This is a genomic window from Bacillus thuringiensis, from assembly GCF_001595725.1.
GTDB classification, from domain to species: Bacteria; Bacillota; Bacilli; order Bacillales; family Bacillaceae_G; genus Bacillus_A; species Bacillus_A thuringiensis_K.
The window spans coordinates 1,230,794-1,257,314 of sequence record NZ_CP014282.1 but is presented as its reverse complement, the minus strand read 5'-3'; the positions used below and the strand labels follow the sequence as shown (position 1 = coordinate 1,257,314).

The window sequence follows — 26,521 nt, the reverse complement described above, 5'->3', positions numbered from 1 at the left end:
ACTCATAAGGATGTGTATCAACATGGTAAAAACAAACAAATTATTAGTTCCAGGTGCAGAACAAGCGCTTGAACAATTTAAATATGAAATTGCACAAGAATTTGGTGTAAGCTTAGGATCTAATACAGCATCTCGTTCTAACGGTTCAGTTGGCGGTGAAGTAACAAAACGTCTTGTTGCTTTAGCTCAACAACAACTACGTGGATAATAATATAACATATGGCTTAGAGGCAGATATTCTCTGCCTCTTTCTATTTTTAACATACATAATCGTACTTTTTCACATACTAGTAAAAGCAAACTGAAAGGAACGATATGTAACATGAAACGGATTAATATTCGCATGAGTCCTCCCCGTGTTCTTACATTGGCTTTTATTATGTTATCACTTATCGGTACATGCTTATTAAAGTTGCCAATTGCTACAACAACGTCTATCTCATGGCTAGATGCTTTATTTACAACCGTTTCTGCTTGTACGGTTACAGGGCTTGGTGTGGTAGACACTGGGAAGGTATTTACCTTATTTGGCCAATGTGTCATTTTAACACTTATACAAGTAGGCGGACTGGGCATTATGAGCTTTGCTGTCTTAATTGCGATTATGCTCGGAAGAAAAATCGGTCTTCAAAATCGGATTTTACTGCAACAAGCATTAAATCAAACGAATATCGGCGGCGTCATCCGTCTTGCCAAAGCATTATTTTTATTCTCTTTTACAGTCGAATGTATCGCTACTATAATTCTTTCTTTTGAATGGGTACCCAAATACGGGGTTACGAAAGGGATCTATTATAGTTTTTTCCATTCAATCTCAGCCTTTAACAATGCTGGCTTTTCTGTGTGGAGCGATAATTTAATGTCCCATTCTCATAGTATTCTTGTCAATCTCGTCATTTCCTCTCTCATCATTTTAGGTGGAATTGGTTTTACAGTAATCGTAGACATAAAAAGAAAGAAAAACTTTAAAAACCTTACACTACATTCAAAACTTATGCTCTCTTCTACTCTAATCGTCAACATTATTGCTACCCTTTTTATTTTTATATTCGAGTTCCATAACTCCCTTTCTATGAGAGGTTTTACCCCATTTGAAGAAGTATTGGCCTCTTATTTTCAAGCAATTTCAACGCGAACTGCCGGGTTTAATACAGTTGATATTTCTACATTATCAAAACCTTCCCTCCTATTAATGATGCTCCTTATGTTTATTGGTGCTGGTAGCGCTTCAACTGGTGGTGGGATTAAGTTAACAACATTTTTAATCATATTTTTTGGCGTATTTAAATTTTTACAACAACAAGAGGATATTGTCGTATTTAAAAAATCCATTAAAGATACTCTCATTGTCAAATCATTAACCATTACTATTATTTCCATTTCATTTATCTTTTTTGCTATTTTAATTTTAAGTATTACTGAGCGAGTTCCTCTATTGATGAGTGCTTTCGAAGTATTTTCAGCATTTGGGACTGTTGGCCTCAGTATGAATTTAACACCCCACTTAACTATAATCGGAAAAGCTATTATTATCTTTATGATGTTTTTTGGGAAAATGGGTCCTTTAACATTGGCTTTTTCATTTGCTCGTAAAAAGAACCCGAAAATAAAATATCCGAATGAAGATATTTTAACAGGTTGACAACCGTATAAATTATCCATATAATGAGAATACAATAACATATCTCCAAAGGGGAGTAGCGTCCAAGAATATTTCTTGGAAACAAAGTCGTCATTACGTAGAACTTAGTTCTTCCGGCTTTGTTGGCATTTTTTATTACATATGTCTAGCAAGACCTTTGCCTATTAACGGCAGAGGTCTTTTTCGTATTCATTTCCAGATTCTTCCAAAGTTAATAGGCAGGAGTATGGGGAAACTAAATAGTGGGGAAATTCTTCACTTATTTAGAACTTATAGAAATGAGAGGAGAATGTACATGGATGTATCATTATTATTGGAGTATGGTTGGGTATTACTCATCCTAATTGCACTTGAAGGGATTTTAGCGGCTGATAACGCTCTTGTTCTTGCAATTATGGTAAAACATTTACCAGAAGAAAAACGAAAGAAAGCACTATTTTATGGATTAGCGGGGGCATTTGTTTTCCGATTTGGATCGTTATTTATGATTTCGTTCTTAGTCGATGTATGGCAAGTGCAAGCAATCGGTGCCATCTACCTTATGTTTATCGCTGGTAATCACTTATTTAAAACATATGTTAAAAAGAATACAGATGAAGAAACAGAAGAAAAAGAAGCAAAGAAAAAACAAGAGAACTTTTGGTGGACTGTATTTAAAGTTGAGGTTGCTGATATCGCCTTCGCAGTTGATTCAATTTTAGCTGCTGTTGCACTAGCAATGACTTTACCAAAAACAGGATTAGGTACAATTGGTAGTCTTGATACTGGGCAATTCGTTGTTATCTTTGTAGGTGGACTTATCGGATTAATCATTATGCGATTTGCAGCAACTGCTTTCGTACAGATTTTAAAACGTAAACCAGGACTTGAAACTGCAGCATTCTTAATTGTAGGTTGGGTTGGTGTGAAGCTAGCAGTTTATACATTAGCACACCCTGCATTAAATGTAATACCACATTCATTCCCAGAATCCACTCCGTGGAAGCTTACATTCTGGATTGTATTAGTCGGAATCGCAGTTGGTGGTTGGTTCTTCTCAAAAGAAGTAGAAGTAAAAGTAGAAAAGAATTTAGACGAAAAAGCGCTGTAATTACAGCGCTTTTTCTTTTTCCGTTCTTCCTCTCAATGTCCAGAAAAAATTCCATTATACTACCTTTTGTAAACGTTTTCTTAATGTATGTATGTCCTTTTTGTGAAACATTGCACAAACTTATTGAAAGTGAGAACAATTCCATGTACTTTATTCATATAAGGAGTATTTATAGAAGATTTACTAAAGGAGCGTATTACTCATGCTAGAACAAGGACTAGATTATGTTGTCAAACTGGCTAAAAACAAAAAGAAAATACTAGATACAAACCCAATGCAATATTTCATTCGTGCTGCACTTGCGGGTATTTATATCGGTTTTATTATTGTACTATGTTTTAAATTAGGTAACTTTTTTCACATTGCAGATTCACCAGCAACGTATTTAGCTGCTTCTATGTTTTTCGGGATTGCTCTCGTACTTATTATATATGGCGGTGCTGAATTGTTTACTGGAAACACAATGTACTTTACTGTAGCAACTTTAAGAAAAGAAACAACGATTTCTGATACACTTCGTAACTGGGTTGCTTGTTATGCAGGTAACTTAGCCGGCGCGTTATTCTTTGCCTTACTATTTTACGCAACTGGAATTTTCGAAGCAATTGATCACGGTCACTTAATGAGTAAAGTCGTTGAAGGAAAGATGAACACACCTACGATGCAGTTATTCTTTAAAGCTATTTTATGTAACTGGCTCGTATGTCTTGCTTGTTTCTTACCTTCTCAGGTTAAAGGTGACACAGCAAAAATAATGGTCATGATGCTACTTGTTTTCACATTCTTCTTATCTGGCTACGAACATAGTATTGCAAACTTATCACTCTTTGCTTTATCTTTAGTTTCACCGCATCCTGAGACAATTTCTTTTTCAGGTGCTATTCATAACTTAATTCCTGTTACAATCGGTAACATTATTGGTGGATCAGTATTTGTCGGTATGGTATACCACTACTTAACAAAGAAAACACCTGACGTTCAACAGGAAAAAACTGAAATCGCAACAGCTCAACAAGAAGAGATTATTCCTTTACAAGCACATATGAAACATTAAAAACTCCAAAGTTTTACTTTGGAGTTTTTAGCTTCCCACGTATTTAACTAAAAGGTGAGGATTAATTTCTTCTTCTTCCTTTCCCTTATCCATTCTCTGTTTCATCTTATGCATACCGATGATATCATTCGTATGAAGGTGAATTTCATTTACATATAACCCCTCTGTACAAAAAGCTTCTACAAAATCTAGTCCATTTTTTGCTCCCCAGCCCATATTATAATCAAGGGAAAGAATATTCACATCATAATCCCGAACCATTTGCAAGGCACATTCTACTGTAGTTGCGGACACATACCCGAACGGGCAACTTCTTTGATCATCCATATATACGTTCATTTTCGATTCACTCTCTAATTTGAATAAGCGGCTAATACATAACACATTGCCCCAAGACTAATAAAAGGACCAAATGGAATTGGCTTTCGTACTTCTATACGTTTTAATCCGATACCAATCCCCAAAAAACAAAGACTAAAACAAGATGCTAAAAATAAAACGATAAAAACTCCCTTCACTCCTACTATAAAACCAAGTAACGAAAGCAGTTTTATATCTCCTCCGCCAAGCCCTTCTGGATATATCTTTTGCATGCAATATAACAAAATAAATATAACACCACTACCAGCTATACTATCTGTCCAAGTAACTAATTGTACAAAAACACTTTCGAGAATGAGTAAAACGGCAAACGAAATTAAAATACAATCAGGAATTAACATATATAAGTAATCTGTAACTGAAATAATAAGAAGTAGCGAAAAAAGGGATAAAATGATAATAAGCTCTCGTTCTATTCCAATCATATAAACTGTAAGAAGAAATATACCTCCTGTTATATATTCAAATGTTACATACATAATTGGAATTTTCCTCTTACAATTCGTACAATAGCCTCTTTGTATATAAAATGAAATGATGGGGATTAGTTCTTTTGTCCTTAGCACATATTTGCAATAATCACAATGTGAACGCGGGGTAATAATAGAAACACCTAATGGAACCCTCATCGCAACTAGCATAAAAAAAGAACCAAACACCATCCCTGCTAACAGTGCATATAAATAAGTGAACATCCCTTCCTCTCCTTTCCCAAAAAACATAGCAAAAAAAGGAGAGAACTTCTACTTCATATTATCCTTTATTCTACTAAAAAAGCAGGCCATTTTCTGGCCTGCTTTCCCCTCTTTTATACGATGAAATATACTGCTTTTAATGGTCCATGTACTCCGACAACAAGATTCATCTCAATGTCAGCCGAGTTACTTGGTCCTGTAATAAAGTTAATACAAGATGCCGCTGTCTCCCCATTTTCTACGCGTGAATTCATATCCTGAACTGCTTGTGTAATACGAGGCACAAGTGTTTCACGTGGAATAATAGCAAAATATACAGTCGGTAAAAAGTGTAAAGAACGTCCTTGCCCTTTATGACTTTGTACAACAATTGTACCAGATTCAGCTAATGTATAATCACTAAATGCAATACCAATATTCGCTTTTTCAGCTAAACGCATATTTTCGTCTTTTCTCTCTGGATCCCATACGTTCACTTCAACGTCTCGCTTTGGAAGTTCTTCTTGAAATAAAGATGTTAAACCATATGCATCAAAACGCTCATCTGCTGATAATAAAATAGGTCCCCCGCCGTTTTCCATAATTACTTTTTGAAGATCTTCACCTAAACTGTCATTTGTCGTTTCTACTACAGTTGTATGAATGTTTGTACATTGCTTTTTAAACACTTCTAGTAATTCTTCTTGTGAATAATCTTTTAACGTTTCTATATTCACATTACTTTTCCATACTGGACGCTCTACACCTTCTGTTTTACGAGCGCGCCCAAGTTCTTTTGCAATGTTATCTAGAAAGGCATCACGGTTTTGAATTAATCCTGTCATTATTTGTCCCCACCTTTCTTATGATCTTTATACCAATCACGGAATCGTTCTTTACTTGGAGCTGGGAATTCACGAATATCTGTCCAGTTTTTAAGTGGCCCAACACCTTTTGATACACGGTTACCAGATGTAAATGGACTCATTGCTGCTGGCGCCATTTTTGATCCCATTTTATATAAAGCTGCTGAAGATGCACCCATACTAAACATTTTCATTGCTAATTTTTCTGCAAGTGGAGCACGTCCTTCTTGCTCAACGATAACTTGACGATGTTTTAATAATAAATCATGCAATGGAATTTTTACTGGACAAGCTTCTGTACATGCTCCGCATAAACTAGAGGCATAAGGAAGCTCTTTGTAATCATCATATCCACCTAAAAGTGGTGTTAATACCGCACCAATTGGTCCTGAGTATATAGAACCATATGAATGTCCACCAACATGACGATATACAGGGCATACGTTAACACAAGCAGCACAACGAATACATTGCAATACTTGGCGGAATTCAGATCCAAGAATTTGAGAACGACCATTATCGACCACAACTAAGTGGAATTCTTCTGGGCCATCTACTTCCTCTTCTTGAATTGGTCCCGCTACCGTTACATAACTTGTTAACTTTTGACCTACTGCACTACGACATAGTAAACCAACTAAAACATCTAATTCTTCCATTGTAGGAACCATACGTTCCATACCCATTACTGCAATTTGTGTTTTCGGAATCGACATGACAAGATCGGCATTACCTTCATTCGTTACTAAACAAAGAGAGCCAGTATTTGCAACAGCAAAGTTACAACCAGTTACACCAATTTCTGCATCCATAAATTTCTCACGAAGTTGTTTACGAACAAACTTTGTCATTTCATACGGGTCATCAGAATTTTCATAGCCTAACTTTTCTTTAAATACATCGCGAATTTGCGTTCTATTTTTATGAAGTGCAGGTGCAATAATATGTGAAGGTGGATCGTTATCTACTTGCAAGATATACTCTCCTAAGTCACTCTCTAACACTTCACAGCCAATCTCTTCAAGCGCATGGTTCATACTGATTTCTTCTGTTACCATCGACTTTGATTTTACTACTTTTTTCGCTTGTTTCTTTTTGGCAACATCTTGAATATACTTTGCAGCTTCCTCTTTCGTCTTCGCAAAGTACACGTGTCCGCCTCTTTTTGATACATTTTCACTTAACTGCATTAAGTAATAATCCAGATTTTCTAACGTATGTTGACGAATTTGTTCACCTAATTCACGCCACTCTTCCCAGTTTCCTAATTCATCTGCAGCTTTTAAGCGATTCGTATATAAACGCGTTTGTGCAGAAGATACTGCTCCGCGCATAAACGAATCTTGAATTCCATCACCAACGCGATCATTAAATTTTTTCTCACTGATTTTCATAGACATAGCTTATGTTCCCCCTTCATGAGCGACTATTCAGTACCTCAGCAATATGCATTACTTTTACTTCTTTTCCTAAACGCTCAATACGTCCGCCAATGTTTAACAAACACCCACAATCTGCACCGATTAAATAATCTGCACCTGTTTCCATGACACTATCTACTTTTTCGTCTACCATTTGCTCAGAAATTGGAGTCATCTTAACTGAAAACGTTCCCCCAAACCCGCAACAATTTTGCACGTTTGGTAAATCTCTCACAGTTAATCCTTTTACATTTGATAATAAAATTCCTGGTGCTTCTTTTACTCCAAGCATACGCGTCATATGACATGATTTATGAATAGTAGCTATCCCTGATAAACTTGCACCAACATCTGTAACTTTTAAAACATCTACAATAAACTGTGTAAATTCATAAGTTTTATCAGCAACTTTTTGTGCACGTTTAGCCCACTTTGGATCATCTTTGAAAACATGCGGATACTCATGAAACATTGTCGCACAAGAACCAGATGGCGTAACAATATATTCTGCATCTTCGAAAGTTTCAATCATATGTTTCATCGCTTCTTTTGCTGCTTCTACATGGCCGCTATTATAAGCAGGCTGCCCACAACAAACTTGTGCTTCTGGAAATTCAATTTCACAACCTAAACGCTCCAACACTTCAACTGTTGCTTTGCCGACATTTGTTTCAAACATATCGACTAAACAAGTAACAAATAAAGTAACTTTCATAACTATTACTCCCCCTTTTTACAACTTCACCAACAAACATATGGTCATCAGATGACTTAGTAGAGAAGAAATAGGCTCAACCATGGCCTATCCTCTCCCTCTTCTAAAGAAAACGCTTACTTAATCTTTCTCTATTTTATCAGAAAATTAAATTTTTAAAAGATTAAATTACGAATTTATATCGTTTTTACCTGTGACAATATGTTCTACATTTGTTAAATGATCTAGCATTGCTTGCTGCGCTAATTCTACATCTTGTTTTAACACCGCATCATATATAACTTGATGCTCTTCTATAAGTCGTTCTGATGTCGTTTGTTCACCATATAAAATAATGCGTCTTGATTCACCAATTGTTTCAGCAATCATCTCTGAAACATGATTCATGAGTTCAAGCAAAATGTTATTATGCGAAGACTCTGCAATTCCCATATGAAATTGAAAATCGGCTTTTTCGCCAGCCTTTTCATCTCCAATGCTCTTTGCCATTTCATCTAACCAATGTTTCATATTTTGTAAATTATCTTCCGTACGTTTTGCCGCCGCTACTCGAACTGCCCCCACTTCAAGCACCTTTCGTACTTCTAATAAATTCAAAATATCTTCTTTCTTCATTAATAATCTATTGTTTAATGATTTCGTTAATGAAGAAGAATCGAAGTTCTTCACATATGTACCTTCTCCTTGTTTCATCTCAATTAAGCCCATCGCTCTTAGCGCACTTAGCGCTTCACGAACAGCAGATCTGCCAACTTGAAACTGCTCAGCTAATTGATGCACAGGGAGTAGTTTGTCACCAGGTTTTAACGTACCATTTTTAATCATTGTTAAAATAGCTTCAGATACTTCTTCGTAAATTTTTTTCGGTTTAATAGATTTGTACTCCAGTTAAATCACCTCAGTATCTTCCAAACAACAATTGAAACGATTTATAAAAACTTTGCATCATAACTATTTTAGACCGAATTGATAAGAAGTACAAATGTTTTGTTCATAAAATAGTCAAATTTTCGATATTTATTACATATTAATTTATATTTTTATGTATAAATATTTCCTTCAATATAAAGAACATGTCCTAAAAATTAGAACATGCCCCCCTCATCCTGTACATTCAGTTTAATACTAACCGTTGTTCCCTTATCTTTTTCACTTTCAATTTGCCACTGTCCACCATGTATATGAACAATTTGTTTCACAATAGCAAGGCCTAAACCTGTTCCACCGTGTTGACGACTTCTCGCTTTATCAACTCGGTAAAAGCGTTCCCCAAGGTTTTCCAAATGTTCTATATCAATGCCAATTCCTGTATCTTGTATTTTTAATTCACAGTAATCATAGATTTGCTCTAAAGTTATAACGATATTTCCTTTTTGATTTGTATACCGTATCGCATTATCTAACACATTATGAAGCACTTGTTGCATACGATCCTCATCAATCATGACAATGACCTCTGGATTTAAATTGGTTGAAATATGAATTTCCTTTTCTATAAACTTAATCTCATACGTATCTAATACGTCTTCAATCAGCTGTGAAAAAACGATAGGTTGCTTCTTTAACGGAAAGTGCTCGCCTTCTAATTGTGCTAAGTCTAACAAGTCATGAACGAGACGCTGCATACGACCTGCTTCTTTATGAATTAGCTGCGTTACTTTTTCCTGCTGCGGTCCCTTTGCAACACCATCTAAAATAGCCTCGCTATACCCTTTTATATAACTAAGTGGTGTTCTAAGTTCATGCGAAACATTTGCTAAAAATTCCTTACGCTTTACATCTTCTGTTTCTAATGAATTTGCCATTTTATTAAATGCTTTTCCTAATCGTCCAATTTCATCCTCTGAAGAAACTGTAATCCGCTCCGAGAAATCTCCCGTAGCCAAATGATTTGCAACCCGCTCCATTTGCGAAAGTGGCTTCGTAATTGCAATTATAATTTTTCTTCCAACCCATATCGTAATTAAAATCATAGCAATTGCTAACGGTGCTAAAATAAGACCCATATCATAGATTAAATCTTTTATACTTTTTAAAGGAATATACGAATAGACAATTCCGACTAATTTTTTATTTTCCAATACAGGAATGACAACCCCCATAATATTACGGTCAAAATGTTCTTCATATCCTATTTTTGTCACAGTTTTCCCATCTAATAGCGTTTGCCTATCTCCTTCACTTATAAGAGAATGGTGATGCACATCAAAAGGCAAACATGCGCTTAAGTCACGCGGATTAGACACAAAAATAACGTCTGAACTAGATATTTGATCAAACGATCTTACTTTCTCTTCAAAAGTTGATATTCCTTCACGCCTATCATATTGAGCAGCAAGACTTTTTCCTTCCATTACTAACGAAGCTTTTAAATTATCAACGTATAATTTTTCATACGAGTATAAAGATACGAAATAAAGAAAGGACACTGTTACACATACTGCACATACTACTGTAAGCCAAAGTTTTTGTACCATCGTAAACATACGTTACACCTCGAATTTATAGCCTACACCCCAAACAGTTTGAATGTAGTTTCCACTTTCTCCAAGCTTCAAGCGCATCGTTTTCACATGCGTATCCACTGTTCTTGTACTTCCGGCATAATCATATCCCCATACCTTTTCAAGTAATTGCTCCCGGCTAAACACTTGTCCTGTATGCTGGCAAAGAAAATATAGTAAATCAAACTCTTTTACAGTAAGAGAAATCAATTCACCATCCGCCTCGATTCGTCTACTTTTTTCATTGATAAGAATTGGTCCAAATTGAATCTCTTCTTGCTGTTCTTGCTTTGTATATCTTCTTAGCACAGCTTCCATACGGGCAACCAATTCACCAGGACTAAACGGTTTTACAATATAGTCATCTGCTCCCATACGTAAGCCGTTCACCCTATTCCACTCTTCACCTTTTGCGGTTAAAAATATAATCGGTACATCTGACGTTTTTCTAATTTCTTTACAAACTGAAAGTCCATCCATTTCTGGCATCATTATATCTAATACAACGAAATCATAATGATCCGTTTCTAGCTTTTTAAGAGCCTCTTTTCCATTTTCAGCTTCTCCCCACTCATATCCAAAGTTATCCAAATACATTCCAACAAGCTGCCTCATATCACTTTCATCATCTACAACTAGCACTCTATATTTATTCATTGTCCTTCCCTTCCCTCTCTATGAGTTGAAACGGTCCTTTTCCGACTTTAATTGTTTGTTTTATTTTCAAATTCTTCATATCCATAACGCACACTTCATCACTATCATAACTGGCTACATACCCTTCTGCTCCGCTCTCCAAAAATGCAAATGGATTCGACCCTACTTCTACAGAAGCTATTTCTTTATATGTGCTAACATCAAACTTTCTAAGTGTATTCGACCCATGACTGAGTGCATATACGTACTTACTATCCTTCGTTATATTCACAGGCATAAATGGAGCGTGTAAAGAACGCACCATTTCTCCACTCTGTAAAGAATACACTAACACTTTCTCATTTACTTGATTTCCATCACCATGTCCGCCAATCCATATTTCTTTCCCATCAGGACTAATCGTCGCTCCTGTTGATGCTGGCGGAATCATAAAGGATTGAACAACTTCTTTTTTCTTCGTATCAATTGTCGTTAGTTTCGTATCATAAAAGTTTAGTACAGATAACCGATTCTGATACTCTACCATCGTTATAGGCCCTTTTCCTGTTGAAACATTTCCTGTCTCTTTCCCATTTATCGTAAAGAATCTTACCTTTTGAACATTTTGATCAGCAGCAAATAATTGTTTTTTATCTGCTGATACGACCACATTTACAATGCCCTTTCCAGTTTTATATTTTTCCACTTGCCTTCCTTCCGCTAGTGAATATACATACATATATTCTAATTGCTTACCGTATACAAGTATTTCATCGCCATTTGGAAGCAGTGTGATTCCGGCCATTGGCTCATTTAGTTCCCATGTCGTAATTAACTTTTTATCCTTTTTATCAATAAAACTAATACTGCCTTCTTTTATATTCGTAGTTATAATAACATTTTTATCTTTAGCAATTGGTGTATATGAACTTCCTTGACACCCTACTAATAGAAATAAAAAACAGAGAAGAAAAACATACTTTCTCAAAAGATTCCCTCCATCTTCAGATGATTTCGTTATAATTGTAAAATAACAAATAAATGTGTGGAAAGTGTGAAATTTCCCTTTCTTACTCAATTTACATATATAATGTACAACAAATAGAATTTGAGGTGTGTCAATTATGCTATTTCCTGATTTAGCGAATAAAATTGTACGAGAAGTACGCAGACTAATTACAGAAAATATAATTATCATTAATATAGAAGGCGTTATTATCGCAAGTACAGATATAGAAAGAATTGGACAATTTCATGAAGGTGCACTCCGCTGCGCCAAACAAAAGAAAACCGTCATCATTACAAAAGAAGATGAAAGGCGATTGCAAGGTGTAAAGGCTGGGATGAATCTTCCTTTATTATTTCATGATGAAGTAATTGGTGTCATTGGGATTACAGGAGAACCTGAAAACATTTCACGCTACGGAGAAATATTGCGTAAGATGACCGAATTATTAATTCATGAAAACTACTTTTTAGAGCAACTAGAACTTGAGCACCGTTCTTATGAAGCTTTTGTCTTTGATTGGCTTCAAAATACAGAGTGGTCCCCGAGTTTTCTTGATCGCGCAAAAACACTTGGCATTGATTTATATAAGAAAAAACAACTTATTTTGTTTTCTATTGGCAAAAATGACACGATGCTCCAGCGTAAAATATGGCAACACATACGTAATATTTTAACAAAAGAGCATCTATTTGTTCGCTGGGGAAATGATCGTTTTATTTTATTTACAGCAATGAGCTCCAAAGAGCAAACTTATCAATTTTTAAAACGATTAAAACAAGACTGCGAAACTTTATTTTCTATTCCTTTATATATAGGGATTGGACAAACAGTTACCTCAAACAATATGAGCATATGTTACGAACAAGCATTACGCGCTCTTTCTGTATCATTGGAAACGAAAAAAATTGTATTTAATGAAGATTTACGTTTAGAAATGTGTTTACAAGATATTTCTGCCGAAACGCGTGAACAATTTCTAGAGCGTACCATCGAAAACTTATTATCATTTCCTGAGCTTATGCACACTTTACGCTTATTTATCGATTATAACCAATCTTATAAACAGACGGCTAAACAATTACATATACACATTAACACATTACATTACAGGCTAAAAAAGATTGAAGAACATACAGGACTTGATCCAAAACAATTCAAAGACTTAAACGTTTTATACTTCGCACTTCTCCTATTAGATAATCATATAAAAAAGAACGATAAAATAGATTAATCTTTAGATGATTATACATAGAAAGAATCCCTCAACTTTTTTATCATTATAATGAAAGCACTGTTACCACGTTGTTTATTATAACTAAACACGTTAACAGTTTGAGGGGGATTTCCAATGTTAGAAAAACAAATTATTCATTCATTCGTATCTATTGTTGGCGAAGATAATGTAGATACATCCAATATGGGGCGTTTAACTTATAGTTATGATGCTACTCCAAACTTCCAAGCAATGCCTGATGCAGTCATTGCTCCTCGTAATACAAATGAAGTAGCTGAAGTGTTAAAAGTATGTAACACTCACAAAATTCCTGTGTATGTGCGCGGGTCTGGAACAAATCTTTGCGCAGGAACATGTCCACTTGAAGGCGGTATCGTCCTTATTTTCCGCCATATGAACAATATTTTAGAAATTGATGAAGAAAACTTAACAATTACTGTACAAGCTGGTGTCATTACACTTGATATTATTAAAGCGGTAGAAGAAAAAGGTTTATTTTATCCACCAGATCCAAGCTCGATGAAAATTTCTACAATCGGCGGTAATATTAATGAAAACTCAGGTGGATTACGCGGTTTGAAATATGGCGTAACACGTGATTATGTAATGGGGCTTGAACTTGTCTTACCAAATGGTGATATTATTCGCACTGGTGGTAAATTAGCAAAAGATGTAGCTGGTTACGATTTAACTCGTTTATTTATCGGTTCTGAAGGAACACTTGGCGTGGTAACAGAAGCTATATTAAAACTTGTTCCTATGCCTGAAACAAAGAAAACAATGCTTGCATTATATGAAGATATTAATGAAGCTGCACGTACTGTTTCTTCTATTATTGCAAATAAAATCATTCCAGCAACACTGGAGTTTTTAGACCAACCGACAATTGAAGTAGTAGAAGAGTTTGCACAAATCGGTTTACCTACAGATGTAAAAGCAATTTTATTAATCGAACAAGACGGTCCGCCCGAAGTAGTCAATCGAGATATTGAAAACATGGCTAATGTTTGCCGCTCTATGAATGCAGTTGATGTTCGCGTTGCAAAAGATGAAACAGAAGCAGATGCGCTTCGTACCGCTCGCCGTAGTGCTCTATCAGCGCTCGCACGACTAAAACCTACTACAATATTAGAAGATGCAACTGTACCACGTTCACAAATCGCTCCTATGGTTGAAGCTATTAATGCCATTGCAAAAAAATATAATATTCCTATTTGTACGTTTGGACACGCTGGTGATGGTAATTTACATCCAACTTGTATGACAGACGCTCGTAATGCAGAAGAAATGCACCGAGCTGAGCAAGCTTTTGCTGAAATATTTGCGAAAGCAATTGAACTTGGTGGCACAATTACTGGTGAACATGGTGTTGGTGCAATGAAAGCTCCATATTTAGAAATGAAATTAGGTAAAGAAGGTATTGCAGCTATGCAAGGAATAAAGCAAGCTTTCGATCCAAATAACATTATGAATCCTGGAAAAATGTTCGCGAAAGACACTCGAAAAAGAGTGGTGGTTGAGCGATGACCACATTAAATAAAGAAAATATTCAAAAAGAATTTAAAGAACGATTAAGTGAAGATGAATTACTAAACTGTATGCGATGCGGTTTTTGTTTACCTACTTGTCCTACCTACATTCAATCCGGATATAAAGAGTCACATTCACCGCGCGGACGTATCGCATTAATGAAAGCAGTCGTTGATGGTTTAATCGAACCAGATGAAGATGTTGAAAATACATTAAACGTTTGTCTTGGTTGCCGTGCTTGTGAGCCTGTTTGTCCATCTGGTGTAAATTATGGACATTTATTAGAAGAAGCTCGTGATATTATTAATCAAAATAAAAAATTCTCAGTGCCAGTGAAAGCTGTTCGAAAAGTCGTTTTTGAAGGATTATTCCCCCATCAAAATCGAATGAGAACATTAACTGGACTAATCGGATTTTATCAACGTTCTGGTTTACAAACGCTAACACATAAAACAGGGATTATGAAGTTATTCCCTGAAACACTTGCAACGATGGATCTCGTTTTACCCAAAGTCCCTAAAATGAAAGCGATGAAAGATCGTCCTTCATTTTTACCTGCAGAAAGTACAAAGAAAAAACAAGTTGCATTCTTCACAGGCTGCTTAATGGATACGATGTTTTTAGAAACAAATAACGCAACGATGAAACTTCTTCAATTAGCTGGTTGTGATATCGTTATTCCGAAAACACAAAGTTGCTGCGGTGCATTGCATGGACATGCTGGTGAAAAGAGTGGAGCAAAAGAATTAGCAAAGCGAAATATAAAAGCATTCGAAGATTTAAACATCGACTATATTATTACGAATGCAGGTGGTTGCGGAGCTTATCTCGTAGACTATGATTATCTTTTAAAGGATGATCCGGATTGGGCTGAACGTGCTAAGCAGTTTATTTCTAAAATTAAAGATATTACTGCTATTCTAGTAGAACTAGATTTCCATAAACGTAATAACTTACGACTCACGCCGCAAGTTATTACGTATCAAGACTCTTGTCATTTACGCAATGTTATGCGCACATCTTCTGAACCTCGTATGTTACTAGAGGCTATCCAAGGTGCAACATACCGTGAAATGAAAGATGCCGACCGTTGCTGTGGTTCTGCTGGTATTTACAATATTGTTCATTCAGAGTTATCAATGGCATTTCTAGATTACAAAATGGACCGTGTGCATGAAACAGACGCAGCAACCATTGTTACTGCAAATCCAGGTTGTTTATTACAAATGAAATTGGGCATTGAGCGAGAAGGGCTTTCTCATAAAATAAGAGGAATTCACATTGTGGATTTATTATTAGAAGCAATTGAAACTAACTCGTAATAACTCGTAACATACGTAATAATAGGAAAACGGCTATCTCCTTCGTCTATGTAAAGAGATAGCCGCTTTTTTGTCTGCTACAACATTAAAAATATGTTACTTTATTATAAAAAAGAACAACAGAAACATTACAGTTTTGTAAAAATCAATCCATTATATTCCTCAAAAAATCGCTCAAACCATTGATACAATAGGATTCTTCATTTTCTATTTAGGTAACTTTATCCAAAAACCCCCTCTTAAAACCAAGTATAAAAACACTATAAATTCCTTTTATACTCTATATTTCTTTTATTTTTGTTCCCTTCTTCTCTTAGGATAAATTAGGTAATTTTAAAGTCTATGAATTTTTTTCCATCTTTTTTCTCGCAAATTGTATGCTACGATGAATTTGTCAGTCAGACAGGCTGTCAAAAACAAATCGTGTGAAAACAAATTAAAACTTTATATAGGGGGACACACATCATGAAAAAGCGTGTTTTATTATCTGTAGCTGCTGCAACAGCTCTTACTTTAGGAGTATCTTCTCTAGATGCACAAGCTGCAACAGTACAACCATCTAACTTAAAGGTTCAAAATATTCAGCATTCAAAAGTGATGATGAAACAAATGAGCCAACAAGAATTACAAGCATTCTTACAATCTATGGGCGTTGAATCATTAGCACAATGGCAACAAGGAAACTTCCAACCAAACTGCTTCATTCCTGGTCAACAACCTACTGAAAATGTTGTAACTGAGCAACCAACTGCTAAGCCAGAAACTCAAAAGCCTGCTGAACAAAAACCAGTTGAGCAAAAACCAGTTGAGCAAAAGCCTGCTGAAGAAGTTCAAAAACCAGAAGCTCAAAAACCTGCTGAAAACAACAATACTCAAAAACCTACTGAACAAAAACCTGCTGAGCAAAAGCCTGCTGAAGAAGCAAAATCTTTAAGCGAGTTTGAACAACGTGTTGTTGAATTAACAAATGCTGAACGTGCAAAACAAGGCTTACCAGCACTAAAAGTCGATACTGAATTAAGCAAAGTAGCACGTATTAAGTCTGAAGATATGCAAAAAAACAACTACTTTGATCATAACAGCCCTACATACGGGTCTCCGTTTGACATGATGAAGAAATTTGGCATTTCTTATACATCTGCAGGTGAAAACATCGCTCAAGGCCAACGTACACCTGAAGAAGTAGTACAAGCTTGGATGAACAGCGCTGGACACCGTGCAAACATCTTAAATAACGGCTTCACTCATATCGGTGTTGGTAATGTAGAAAGCGGCAACTACTGGACACAACAATTTATTACGAAGTAAATAGATTAAAAGAGTCTTCTCATAATGAGAAGACTCTTTTTTAAGTTTCATAGCTTTCTATTATGTATGAATAGAAAATATATAACATAAACAACATAGATCCACAGCTTATTACACTAAGCAATACATAAAATCCCCACTCTAAGTTCAAAAACAATGAAAACAATATGCCACATGCCATCACTTGAAAAATCCGTCTACTCACTAAACGAATTTTTTGTAATTTAATTGGGTCTTTTTCTTTGCCTTTTATTTTCTTAAATTCTTTACTCAGCATAAAAAGAAACATACTAATCCCAATCGTTAATCCTGTTTGAAAGGATATCAAATCCCCAAAATTAATAAAGAGGATAAGCATATGAATAAACAACATAAATAACGTAATTTTCTTTATAAATCCGCCTATAATACCATGCTCTCTTTCATTAAACTTAAATATATTATGTGAAATAATATACAAAAATCCATATGAAAAAATAATAAAACAGGGAATAAATGCTACAACAACTTGTTTACTCATAAACTCGTTTGGCTCACCATTTACATTCCAATGTACTGCCATACGATTTGGTAAATAGGGATAAAGACATAGAGTAAGTAAAAGACAAGCGAAAAATATTCCAAGTACATACTTATATTTGATCAAGTGATTCTCACCTCTCTTTTCTCTTAACGGCTTCGCTTCTTGTAGAGAAATCCCTGCAAAAATCTACTTTTTTCAAGTTAAAACTTATACTTTACGCATTTTCTTTTTGAAATTCTTTTATTTTATTATTTAACTTTGCAGGAAACGGCACATCAACTTCAATCGCTTCTTTCGTAATTGGATGCAAGAAATTTATCTTCATCGCATGTAATGCTTGACTGGACATATATTTTGTTTGTCCACCATATAATACATCCCCAACTAGTGGATTACCATTATGACTCATATGAACACGAATTTGATGTGTTCTACCCGTTTCTAATTGTAACGTTACGAAAGTCGTGTTTTGCTTCTTAAAATACTTTTCTACTTTATAATATGTGATAGCTTGGTCACCTTTTGGAGAAATACGACGCCTTGTAGCATGATGGCGATCCCTTCCGATAGCAGCATCAATCTTTCCTTGTTTCTTCTTTACTTTCCCTTCAACGAGCGCAGCATACGTTCTTTTAATTTTTCTTTCCATTAATAGACGATCCATAATTGCACCAGCAATTCTATGCTTAGCAAACACGACACCACCTGTCGTATCTTTATCTAAACGATGAATATGACGCACCCTCGTCTCTAAACCTTGCATTTGAAAATGAAAAGCAACAAGATTTGCAAGCGTCCCGGTTCCACCTTTTTCAGCAGGGTGTGTGTCCATTTGCTCTGGTTTATTTACGATAAGTACGTGATCATCTTCGTATACTACATGTAATTCACCATATTCTGGATCTACACCGTACTCTTCCTCCGCAAACATATGGACTTGTAACTTATCGTTCTCTTTTAAAAGCTCATTCCATCTTCTTTGTTCCCCGTTAACCGTAACACCTTTTTCCATACGAAGCTGATGTAATAGCTTTTTCGGTATTTCCCATTCTACTTTTAATACCGATTCAATACTTATACCATTCCATTTAGCTGGAACGGTAATTTCACACCATTCGCCCTTTTTCTTTGTTTCCATACTGTTTATCACCTTATTTCTATTGATTCTCTCATTGTAACGGAAAACACACTTTGATGCACCGTCAAAAATAGAGGACAGTCTTATAATAGACTGCCCCTCAAGCTCTAAGTCTTTTCATTTCTAACAATACTTCTTCAGCTTTTTGTTCATACGATAAATCCTTAAAGAAATCCGCCAACCTTTTATAATCATTGTAAGCATCTAATAAATCGTCCATCTTTTCTATTTTCATCACTTGTTGTTTTTGTTTCATTTTTACTGGATAGCGATAACCTGATACTTCTTGTATTTTGTAATACTCATCCTCTACTTGAACGACCTTTACAAGTTCTTCCTCTTCTGCATCCATCGTATACCCGTCAAATTCTCTAAGTAGTTCATAAATGATATGAGTCCATTCATCTTTTGGATAAAATCCTTTTTCTAACCGATAACCGACAATGCGATACATATGCCCATCGTTCTCGGCAAACTGTACTGTATCATTTAACTTAAACTTAAAATAACGAAACATTGCCTTCACCTACTTATTATGTAATGTTCTTATCACATACTATTTGCAAAATGTAGGCTTTGCTATTCATAAAAAATGCTCATCAATATGATGAGCATTTTTTACAATGATTTTTCTCGTTTTTTTCGAAATGGTAACCACCAGTTCCAGTCTCCAAATAACTTCATTAAGCTTGGTACGAGCATAAGACGAATAATTGTTGCATCAAGAAATATTGCTAACGCAACGCCAAGACCCATCTGCTTTACTGGTAAAATATCAGTAAATGCGAATGCACCAGTTACAACAATCATTATTAAAGCAGCTGATGTAATGATTCTACTTGTTGAAACGAGCCCTTCTAACGTTGCTTGATCGTTATCTCCTGTTTCTTCATAGAGCTCATGAATACGTGAAATAAGAAATACTTCATAATCCATACTAAGCCCAAATACGAGGCCAAAAATGAAGATTGGTAAGACAAACAGAACCGGACTCGTTTCTAAACCGAAATGACCACCTTCAAATAACCAAACAACAATTCCAATAGTTGCACTTAAACTAAGTATATTCATAACAATTGCCTTAATTGGAATGAGTATAGATCGGAATGCAAATAATAATATAACAAAGGTCGATCCAAATATAACAGACATACCAATTACTACTTTATCTTTAATTTCATCTTCTAATTCTTGTTGAAATGTCGTCATTCCTCCTAGATAATAAGTAACATCCGTTTCTTTATAGTTCTTTTTAAAGTCACGCACCCACTGTTTTGCAGTCTCTGTACGTAGTTTTGTTTTCAAAAAGATTTCTATCGTCGTCTTATTCCCTTGCGTGTATGCTTCAAATACAGGAGTTAGTTTCGCTGATTCTGGCGACTGTAATATTCCAACAACTTGATCTACTTTCATTCCAGTTAACCCGTCGTATAAACTTCTTACTTCATGTACTTTCTTATCATCTTTTAACTTTTGAACGACTTCTTCTATCTTTTGTAGACTTTCTTTTTCTTTCATATCTTTTTTCGTCTCTACAACTAACGTAACATCAGCGTGTGTTTTGACAGTTTCATTAAATGCTTCTTCATACTTTTCATATGCAATTCTTGTATCACTCTTTTCAGGTAAAGCTTCAACACCAGGGAACTGCAAATTAGCTGTACGTAACGGTAATAAGCAAATAACAATAAATGTTGTAACAACAATAATCATTGCAATTGGATGTTTCATCACAAATTGTGCAAATTTACGCCATGCTTTTGCCGGCGTATGTGCTACTTGATTCTTTTTTAATATTCTTTTACCTATTAACGATAATAGTGCTGGAAGAAGTGTGAGTGAGAATAAAATGCTCATAATGACAACAATCATTCCGCTAATCGCTACAGATTGAATATAATCTATCTTAAAGAAAAACAAACCGGATAACCCAACAAATACACATAATCCTGAAAATACAATCGCACGTCCTGCCGTTTGATATGTAATTGCTATCGCTTCTTTTACCGTTCGTTTAGCAACTTCCTCTCGAAAACGGTTCACAAATAATAGCGCAAAATCAATAGATAATGCAAGTCCAATCATCGGTGCAACGTTTAACACGAAAATAGATAGTTCTTTATCAACACCGATGAAATACAATATCCCCATCGTACTAATAACACTAAGCGCCCCATTCAAAATCGGTAAAATTGATGCCAAAAGACTCCCAAACGAAAATAGTAATACAAGAAACGCAATTGGTAATCCAATCATTTCTGCTACTTTTAAATCATTTTGCGTTCTTTCATTAATCTCTTGATTAATTTTCGGAAATCCTGTAGGTGTTAATTTTAATGCTACATTACTTTCTTTCTCAATCTCATCAGCAAATTGTAATGTCTTTTCCATTCTTTCTTTATTTGTTTTCCCGGAAAATAAAATTGTCGCATAACCGATGTCATCTTGTAGCATTTCTTTATTTTGGATTGGGTGATGGAAAGATTCATAGTTCTCTTTCTCTTGAACATTCTTTACAATTTCATCTATTCGTTTTTTAAATTCCTCATGCGAAACATCTTTATTTTTCTCAAAAACGAGCAGAAGCGTATCTTGAGACTTCTTAAAATCTTTATCTAAAATTTCTTTTGTTTTTTGATAGTCGCCTTCCGTTTGGAAACCATCGCCACCTAATACTCCCGGTAGCTTTGGAGCAAAAATCCCAAGTGCGATTGCGAGCAACAGTAGCGCTACAATTACTGTATAACGAGACTGATACAAAAAGGCTCCTAACTTCCCCCACTTATCAACTTTATGTACATTTGTCTTCACACATTTTCACCTACTTTAAATGATTCAATTGTCACTTATACTGTATCACATCTTGATATAAACAAAAAACGTCTGGAAAAACTATAATGATAGTTTTTCCAGACGTCTTTCTATCTCTCTTTATTAAGCCCTAATCTCTCAGTAAGTAAACGATGGTAGTAAATCGCGATAATTAACAAAATACCACCTACACAGTAACCAGCTAAAATATCAGTTGGGTAATGTACATTTAAAATGACTCTACTTAATCCAATCGATAGAATTACTATACCCATCAAAATTATTGTGACACATTTCCCAGCTACGCTTTTCAAATTAGCAGCAATGATATAAGTAAGAAATCCAAATGTCATAATCGATAGCATTGCATGTCCACTAGGAAAACTATATCCAAGTGCATCTAGCGCTTCATTTAATGACGGACGTTCTCTCTTTACAATCTCTTTTATCCCTTTATTCACAAGATGTGTTATTAAAATTCCCATTGGATATACAATCATCGCAGCATAATAACGCTTCTTCCAAAAAACAAGCAAACTTATAACGAGCGTAGCGACTATCCCAATTGCTGATCCCAATTTTGTAAAGTACGAGAAAAATGTAAGAGAACTTTCCGTTTGCAGCCCTCTTACTAATCCACGGACATATGTATCCATCACTGTAACGCCACCTGCATGTACGCGCCAAGCAACAATACCAAATACAGCAAATAACAAACCGATACACATTACCTCATACTGATGTAACTTCTTCAAACGATTTCCTCCTACTATGAAAAAATGCGATTTCTACTTTAGAAACCGCATTTCCTTACTTATTTACCTTTTGTTTTTAGCTCTGTCCAGTAACGATCATAATCTTTTAACTTATCGTCCACATCAACAAGCCATTCTGTACGATCTAACTCTTCTTTCGTTAAGAAGATCATGTGATTATCACGGTATTCTTTACTATGAAGAGGATGAGCTTTTTCATTTGGATTACTGTAACCAATTGACTCGTAGTTTTTCACACTTACTTTTTCATCTAGTAAGTAGTTCATAAATTTCTCAGCAAGCTCTTTATGTTTTGCACCTTTTGGAATTGCTAACGTATCAGCCCAAATTGTGCCGCCTTCTTTTGGTACAACATATTCTACATCTTTATTATCTTTTGCGATAAATGCTGCATCTCCAGACCAAACTGTTCCAATCCAAGCATCTTCTGTAATGAATTTTTGTTTAATGTTATCTGTATCAAATGCTAATAAGTTTGGAAGCAGCTTCTTTAAATCATCTGCTGCTGTCTTTAATTGTGCATCGTCTTTCGTACTGTTTGAGAACCCGTGCTTCTTAAGACCCATTCCTAACACTTCACGAGAATCGTTTAGTAACGTTACACGTCCTTTATATTTCTCATTCCATAAGTCAGCCCAGCTTGTAGGTGCTTCTTTCACATACTTTTTATTGTATGCAATCCCTGTTACACCCCAAGTGTACACTAAAGAATATTTATTCTCTGGATCAAACGCAGGTGTTTTGAAATTAGAAACCATGTTTTCGATATTTGGGATATTCTTTTTATCTAACGGCGCTAATAAGTCCATTTTCGCCATTGTTTTAACCATGTAATCAGACGGCTGGATTAAGTCATACTTTGCACCACCAGCTTGTAATTTTGCAAGCATTTCTTCATTACTTGCGTACTTGTCATAGTTAATTTTCACATTATACTTTTTTTCAAAATCTTTTAGCACTTGCTCATCAAAATTGTCAGCCCAGCTATAAATATTTAATTCTTCTTTCTTTTCACCACAACCAGCAAGCACACCAGCAACAAGGCTAAAGCTAATTGCTGCGCCAGCTATTCTTTTCATTAATTTCATCGATTTATTACCCCCTTGTACTTTCTATATCGTTCGTATTATAAAGGAAGGTGTCCTCCAGAGTTTTCTTCACCATCTGCACCTTTGTTCCGGAAGATTTCAGATAGAACCATTAATCCTACGATAGCAACAATTAAAATTGTAGAAAGAGCATTAATTTCTGGTGATACTCCGCGCTTAACCATACTGTAAATGTATAGTGGCAATGTTGTTGATCCTGGTCCTGATACGAAGAAACTAATTACAAAATCATCAATTGATAATGTGAATGTTAATAATGCTGCTGAAATAACTCCCGGTGCAATTGCTGGGAACGTTACATAACGAAACGTTTGCCAGGGGGTTGCTCCTAAATCATTTGCAGCTTCTTCTAAGTCACGTCCCATACTTGAAAGACGCGCAGCTAAAATAACAACAACAAACGAAATACTAAATGTAATATGTGCAATAATAATCGTTGTTTGTCCAAGTTCCATTCCTAACTGACTGAAAAGAATTAGTAAAGATAATCCCATTAAAATATCCGGAATTAAAATTGGTAAATATACAAGGCCATTAATAGCCCCTTCGAAACGATATTTATAACGATGTAAAGCAATTGCAAAGAATACACCAAGTACCGTTGTCACAATCGTTGTTATAACTGCAATCGTAATACTATTTACAAATGCATCAATAACATCTTGTTTTTGAAATAAATCTGTATACCAATGGAATGTAAAACCTTCCCACTCCGCATTAATGCGAGAGTCGTTGAAAGAATAGACCATTAAAACCATCATTGGAAAATACAAGAATAACAAAATTAACCAAGAATAAGAAACTAAAAACTTCTTCATCTTTGCCTATTCCCCTCCATTCTCATTATATTTATATACTTTCGTTGCACGATAATATAAGTAAATTAACAGAACAGAGAATAGAACAACGATAATCGATAACGCAGATCCAAACGGCCAGTCACGTGCACCTAAGAATTGGTTTTGAATAACGTTTCCGATTAATGCTACTTTCGATCCGCCCATCACGTCTGATACAACAAACATTCCGATAGAAGAAACGAATACTAAAATAGAACCAGTCGCAATTCCTGACATCGTCATCGGCACTGTTATATTCCAAAATGCCTTTATTGGTGTTGCTCCTAAATCATAAGCCGCTTCTAGCTTACGCTTATCCAGCTGCTCAATTGCTGCATACACTGGTAAAATCATAAATGGTAATAAAGAATAGACCATTCCGAGTATTACAGAAGGAGTATTATATAATAAATTTAACGGTTCACTAATAATGCCAAGCTTTAATAACAACGTATTCACAAGACCTTGTGAACGTAAAATAACAATCCATGCGTATGAACGAACAAGAAAGTTAATCCAAAACGGGATCGTTGCCAATAATAAAAGAATAGAGCGGTATTTGCGGTCAACAATTGTAATTGTATAAGCAAACGGATAACCAATTAATAAACATATTACTGTCGTAATAACTGCGATTTTAACAGTTTCCCATAACGTTCCTAAGTACAATGGGTCAAACACACGGGATATATTCTCCAGCGTAAATTGCATTTCTACTGTCCCGTAAGCTCCGCGCTGCATGAAGGCGAATCCTAATACGAATATGAGCGGGATTAGGAAGAAAATTAACAGCCACGCGACTGTAGGTAGTGCGAGTAATTTCCCTTTTTTCAATTTAAGGTCACCTCGTCCTCTTGCTCCCAGCCTACATATACATTATCTCCAATGCTCCACTGCGCTGCCTCTTCAGCAGTTTGATATGCCATTAGTAATTCTGATGTTTTCTCATCACGTACATAAAGCTTCTCCATATTTCCGACAAACTCAATATCTTCAATATGTCCAAGATGGTATTCTTTTAAAATTGGTTCTTCAACCGAACGTACTTTTACATTTTCAGGGCGAATTGCTACATAGCCTTCCCCGTTTTTCACAATATTATTTTCACCGATGAATGTCGCAACGAACAATGTTTTTGGCTTATTATAAATTTCTTTCGGTGTTCCGATTTGTTCGATATGTCCTTTATTCATAACGACGATACGATCGCTCATGCTCATTGCTTCTTCTTGATCGTGCGTTACGTATATGAACGTAATTCCTAAATTACGTTGTAAGTTTTTCAATTCACGTTGCAAGTCTTTTCGTAACTTAAAGTCAAGCGCTCCAAGTGGCTCATCTAATAGTAATACACGCGGATTATTTACAATCGCTCTTGCAATTGCAACACGCTGCTGTTGTCCACCAGAAAGCTTCGCAGGTTTACGATTACGGAACTCAAGTAACTGCGTTAAACGCATTGCCTCTTCAGCACGCTCTTTCTGCTCTGCTGCTGATACTTTCTGCATTTTCATACCAAAACAAATATTCTTCTCTACTGTCATATGTGGGAATAGTGCGTAATGTTGGAACACTAGGTTCATATGACGTTTATATGGCGGCAAATCGTTAATTCTTTCATCATCTAATAAAAGATTCCCTTTAGTTGGAGTTTCAAATCCTGCGATCATACGAAGTAAAGTCGTTTTCCCGCAGCCACTCGGCCCTAAAATTGTTAAAAACTCTCCCTCTTTAATATCTAAAGAAAGAGGTGGGATAATCACTTGATTTCCAAAATGTTTTTCAACTGCTTCAACTTTAATAATCTTTTTCATTTTCCCGTCCTATCTACCTTAAATTTTAAATTTTTATATTCATGAATAAATATTTATGTTCTATAGACTATTTTTTGTTTCGATCCAAACAAAAATGGTTATTTAGCAAGCGTTCGTTTCTATTC

General features: G+C 35.4%; 26 protein-coding genes and 1 riboswitch. Of the genes, 8 read left to right on the top strand and 18 right to left on the bottom strand.

Going from position 1 to position 26,521, the window contains the following annotated elements:
• Positions 1-22: 22 nt before the first annotated feature.
• The 4 genes from AXW78_RS06335 to AXW78_RS06320 all read left to right on the top strand — a co-directional run bounded on the left by AXW78_RS06335 (position 23) and on the right by AXW78_RS06320 (position 3,786).
• Positions 23-208, top strand: coding sequence for an alpha/beta-type small acid-soluble spore protein (locus tag AXW78_RS06335; protein ID WP_000241212.1), 186 nt, complete (start codon positions 23-25; stop codon positions 206-208).
• A 114-nt stretch (positions 209-322) separates the two neighbouring features.
• A complete protein-coding gene (locus tag AXW78_RS06330; RefSeq protein ID WP_061883913.1) occupies positions 323-1,642 on the top strand; it encodes a TrkH family potassium uptake protein in 1,320 nt (439 codons plus the stop codon).
• A 38-nt stretch (positions 1,643-1,680) separates the two neighbouring features.
• A riboswitch (yybP-ykoY riboswitch) is annotated at positions 1,681-1,847 on the top strand.
• Positions 1,848-1,937: 90 nt separating this feature from the next.
• Positions 1,938-2,732, top strand: coding sequence for a TerC family protein (locus tag AXW78_RS06325; RefSeq protein ID WP_000383326.1), 795 nt, complete (start codon positions 1,938-1,940; stop codon positions 2,730-2,732).
• Positions 2,733-2,934: 202 nt separating this feature from the next.
• Positions 2,935-3,786 carry a formate/nitrite transporter family protein gene (locus tag AXW78_RS06320; RefSeq protein WP_000893022.1) on the top strand — a complete coding sequence of 284 codons (852 nt, stop codon included), beginning with the start codon at positions 2,935-2,937 and terminating at the stop codon, positions 3,784-3,786.
• 27 nt (positions 3,787-3,813) lie between these two features.
• Here AXW78_RS06320 and AXW78_RS06315 read toward each other — a convergent pair whose 3' ends face one another.
• The 9 genes from AXW78_RS06315 to AXW78_RS06275 all read right to left on the bottom strand — a co-directional run bounded on the left by AXW78_RS06315 (position 3,814) and on the right by AXW78_RS06275 (position 11,971).
• The gene (locus AXW78_RS06315; protein WP_001103768.1) at positions 3,814-4,125 is read right to left on the bottom strand and encodes a cyclic-phosphate processing receiver domain-containing protein; all 312 of its coding nucleotides are present in this window, start codon (positions 4,123-4,125) and stop codon (positions 3,814-3,816) included.
• 14 nt (positions 4,126-4,139) lie between these two features.
• Positions 4,140-4,862 carry a prepilin peptidase gene (locus tag AXW78_RS06310; RefSeq protein ID WP_000495722.1) on the bottom strand — a complete coding sequence of 241 codons (723 nt, stop codon included), beginning with the start codon at positions 4,860-4,862 and terminating at the stop codon, positions 4,140-4,142.
• Between the two features lie 113 nt (positions 4,863-4,975).
• On the bottom strand, positions 4,976-5,686 hold the full coding sequence (locus tag AXW78_RS06305) for a LutC/YkgG family protein (protein WP_000147193.1): 711 nt from the start codon (positions 5,684-5,686) through the stop codon (positions 4,976-4,978).
• Positions 5,686-7,107: a LutB/LldF family L-lactate oxidation iron-sulfur protein gene (locus tag AXW78_RS06300; protein WP_000061927.1), complete on the bottom strand. Its 1,422-nt coding sequence runs from the start codon at positions 7,105-7,107 to the stop codon at positions 5,686-5,688. The genes AXW78_RS06305 and AXW78_RS06300 overlap by 1 nt, the downstream gene beginning before the upstream one ends.
• A 16-nt stretch (positions 7,108-7,123) precedes the next feature.
• Positions 7,124-7,843 (bottom strand): (Fe-S)-binding protein, encoded by a 720-nt coding sequence (locus tag AXW78_RS06295; RefSeq protein WP_000869152.1) that lies wholly within the window; start codon positions 7,841-7,843, stop codon positions 7,124-7,126.
• Between the two features lie 168 nt (positions 7,844-8,011).
• On the bottom strand, positions 8,012-8,701 hold the full coding sequence (locus AXW78_RS06290) for a FadR/GntR family transcriptional regulator (RefSeq protein WP_254904515.1): 690 nt from the start codon (positions 8,699-8,701) through the stop codon (positions 8,012-8,014).
• A gap of 227 nt (positions 8,702-8,928) precedes the next feature.
• Positions 8,929-10,329 carry a sensor histidine kinase gene (locus AXW78_RS06285; RefSeq protein WP_061883912.1) on the bottom strand — a complete coding sequence of 467 codons (1,401 nt, stop codon included), beginning with the start codon at positions 10,327-10,329 and terminating at the stop codon, positions 8,929-8,931.
• 3 nt (positions 10,330-10,332) lie between these two features.
• On the bottom strand, positions 10,333-11,004 hold the full coding sequence (locus AXW78_RS06280; RefSeq protein WP_001046395.1) for a response regulator transcription factor: 672 nt from the start codon (positions 11,002-11,004) through the stop codon (positions 10,333-10,335).
• On the bottom strand, positions 10,997-11,971 hold the full coding sequence (locus tag AXW78_RS06275) for a YncE family protein (RefSeq protein WP_001234149.1): 975 nt from the start codon (positions 11,969-11,971) through the stop codon (positions 10,997-10,999). The genes AXW78_RS06280 and AXW78_RS06275 overlap by 8 nt, the downstream gene beginning before the upstream one ends.
• A gap of 136 nt (positions 11,972-12,107) precedes the next feature.
• Here AXW78_RS06275 and AXW78_RS06270 point away from each other — a divergent pair, with 136 nt between their 5' ends.
• From AXW78_RS06270 to AXW78_RS06255, 4 genes are all read left to right on the top strand, one after another.
• Positions 12,108-13,223 (top strand): CdaR family transcriptional regulator, encoded by a 1,116-nt coding sequence (locus tag AXW78_RS06270; RefSeq protein ID WP_000898636.1) that lies wholly within the window; start codon positions 12,108-12,110, stop codon positions 13,221-13,223.
• Between the two features lie 117 nt (positions 13,224-13,340).
• Entirely contained in the window at positions 13,341-14,753 is a 1,413-nt protein-coding gene (glcD, locus tag AXW78_RS06265) for a glycolate oxidase subunit GlcD (protein WP_061883911.1), read from the top strand.
• Positions 14,750-16,078, top strand: coding sequence for a (Fe-S)-binding protein (locus AXW78_RS06260; protein ID WP_061883910.1), 1,329 nt, complete (start codon positions 14,750-14,752; stop codon positions 16,076-16,078). The genes glcD and AXW78_RS06260 overlap by 4 nt, the downstream gene beginning before the upstream one ends.
• A gap of 465 nt (positions 16,079-16,543) precedes the next feature.
• The gene (locus AXW78_RS06255) at positions 16,544-17,386 is read left to right on the top strand and encodes a CAP domain-containing protein (RefSeq protein ID WP_061883909.1); all 843 of its coding nucleotides are present in this window, start codon (positions 16,544-16,546) and stop codon (positions 17,384-17,386) included.
• Between the two features lie 40 nt (positions 17,387-17,426).
• Here AXW78_RS06255 and AXW78_RS06250 read toward each other — a convergent pair whose 3' ends face one another.
• The 9 genes from AXW78_RS06250 to potA all read right to left on the bottom strand — a co-directional run bounded on the left by AXW78_RS06250 (position 17,427) and on the right by potA (position 26,396).
• Entirely contained in the window at positions 17,427-18,032 is a 606-nt protein-coding gene (locus tag AXW78_RS06250; protein WP_000598994.1) for a DUF1648 domain-containing protein, read from the bottom strand.
• A gap of 91 nt (positions 18,033-18,123) precedes the next feature.
• Positions 18,124-19,047: an RluA family pseudouridine synthase gene (locus tag AXW78_RS06245; RefSeq protein ID WP_000448352.1), complete on the bottom strand. Its 924-nt coding sequence runs from the start codon at positions 19,045-19,047 to the stop codon at positions 18,124-18,126.
• Positions 19,048-19,147: 100 nt separating this feature from the next.
• Positions 19,148-19,564: a hypothetical protein gene (locus tag AXW78_RS06240; RefSeq protein ID WP_000490301.1), complete on the bottom strand. Its 417-nt coding sequence runs from the start codon at positions 19,562-19,564 to the stop codon at positions 19,148-19,150.
• Positions 19,565-19,665: 101 nt separating this feature from the next.
• Complete coding sequence (locus AXW78_RS06235; protein WP_061883908.1) at positions 19,666-21,858, bottom strand: MMPL family transporter; 2,193 nt, start codon at positions 21,856-21,858, stop codon at positions 19,666-19,668.
• A gap of 110 nt (positions 21,859-21,968) precedes the next feature.
• Positions 21,969-22,586 (bottom strand): phosphatase PAP2 family protein, encoded by a 618-nt coding sequence (locus AXW78_RS06230; RefSeq protein WP_003300478.1) that lies wholly within the window; start codon positions 22,584-22,586, stop codon positions 21,969-21,971.
• An 86-nt stretch (positions 22,587-22,672) separates the two neighbouring features.
• Positions 22,673-23,722, bottom strand: a complete 1,050-nt coding sequence (gene potD, locus AXW78_RS06225; protein ID WP_000772487.1) for a spermidine/putrescine ABC transporter substrate-binding protein PotD — start codon at positions 23,720-23,722, stop codon at positions 22,673-22,675.
• Between the two features lie 38 nt (positions 23,723-23,760).
• The gene (gene potC, locus AXW78_RS06220; protein WP_000714192.1) at positions 23,761-24,561 is read right to left on the bottom strand and encodes a spermidine/putrescine ABC transporter permease PotC; all 801 of its coding nucleotides are present in this window, start codon (positions 24,559-24,561) and stop codon (positions 23,761-23,763) included.
• A 6-nt stretch (positions 24,562-24,567) separates the two neighbouring features.
• On the bottom strand, positions 24,568-25,416 hold the full coding sequence (gene potB, locus AXW78_RS06215) for a spermidine/putrescine ABC transporter permease PotB (RefSeq protein WP_000715490.1): 849 nt from the start codon (positions 25,414-25,416) through the stop codon (positions 24,568-24,570).
• A complete protein-coding gene (potA, locus tag AXW78_RS06210) occupies positions 25,413-26,396 on the bottom strand; it encodes a spermidine/putrescine ABC transporter ATP-binding protein PotA (protein ID WP_000720333.1) in 984 nt (327 codons plus the stop codon). Before potA ends, potB begins: the two co-directional genes overlap by 4 nt.
• Between the last annotated feature and the right edge of the window lie 125 nt (positions 26,397-26,521).

Coding starts and splice junctions, on each gene's coding strand:
- AXW78_RS06285 (WP_061883912.1), bottom strand. CDS start 10,329: ATGTTTACGATGGTACAAAAACTTTGGCTTACAGTAGTATGTGCAGTA.
- potD (WP_000772487.1), bottom strand. CDS start 23,722: ATGAAATTAATGAAAAGAATAGCTGGCGCAGCAATTAGCTTTAGCCTT.
- AXW78_RS06335 (WP_000241212.1), top strand. CDS start 23: ATGGTAAAAACAAACAAATTATTAGTTCCAGGTGCAGAACAAGCGCTT.
- AXW78_RS06245 (WP_000448352.1), bottom strand. CDS start 19,047: ATGGAAACAAAGAAAAAGGGCGAATGGTGTGAAATTACCGTTCCAGCT.
- AXW78_RS06240 (WP_000490301.1), bottom strand. CDS start 19,564: ATGTTTCGTTATTTTAAGTTTAAGTTAAATGATACAGTACAGTTTGCC.
- AXW78_RS06300 (WP_000061927.1), bottom strand. CDS start 7,107: ATGTCTATGAAAATCAGTGAGAAAAAATTTAATGATCGCGTTGGTGAT.
- AXW78_RS06270 (WP_000898636.1), top strand. CDS start 12,108: ATGCTATTTCCTGATTTAGCGAATAAAATTGTACGAGAAGTACGCAGA.
- glcD (WP_061883911.1), top strand. CDS start 13,341: ATGTTAGAAAAACAAATTATTCATTCATTCGTATCTATTGTTGGCGAA.
- AXW78_RS06330 (WP_061883913.1), top strand. CDS start 323: ATGAAACGGATTAATATTCGCATGAGTCCTCCCCGTGTTCTTACATTG.
- potA (WP_000720333.1), bottom strand. CDS start 26,396: ATGAAAAAGATTATTAAAGTTGAAGCAGTTGAAAAACATTTTGGAAAT.
- AXW78_RS06310 (WP_000495722.1), bottom strand. CDS start 4,862: ATGTTCACTTATTTATATGCACTGTTAGCAGGGATGGTGTTTGGTTCT.
- AXW78_RS06315 (WP_001103768.1), bottom strand. CDS start 4,125: ATGAACGTATATATGGATGATCAAAGAAGTTGCCCGTTCGGGTATGTG.
- AXW78_RS06320 (WP_000893022.1), top strand. CDS start 2,935: ATGCTAGAACAAGGACTAGATTATGTTGTCAAACTGGCTAAAAACAAA.
- AXW78_RS06230 (WP_003300478.1), bottom strand. CDS start 22,586: ATGTGTATCGGTTTGTTATTTGCTGTATTTGGTATTGTTGCTTGGCGC.
- AXW78_RS06260 (WP_061883910.1), top strand. CDS start 14,750: ATGACCACATTAAATAAAGAAAATATTCAAAAAGAATTTAAAGAACGA.
- potC (WP_000714192.1), bottom strand. CDS start 24,561: ATGAAGAAGTTTTTAGTTTCTTATTCTTGGTTAATTTTGTTATTCTTG.
- AXW78_RS06255 (WP_061883909.1), top strand. CDS start 16,544: ATGAAAAAGCGTGTTTTATTATCTGTAGCTGCTGCAACAGCTCTTACT.
- AXW78_RS06280 (WP_001046395.1), bottom strand. CDS start 11,004: ATGAATAAATATAGAGTGCTAGTTGTAGATGATGAAAGTGATATGAGG.
- AXW78_RS06295 (WP_000869152.1), bottom strand. CDS start 7,843: ATGAAAGTTACTTTATTTGTTACTTGTTTAGTCGATATGTTTGAAACA.
- AXW78_RS06305 (WP_000147193.1), bottom strand. CDS start 5,686: ATGACAGGATTAATTCAAAACCGTGATGCCTTTCTAGATAACATTGCA.
- AXW78_RS06325 (WP_000383326.1), top strand. CDS start 1,938: ATGGATGTATCATTATTATTGGAGTATGGTTGGGTATTACTCATCCTA.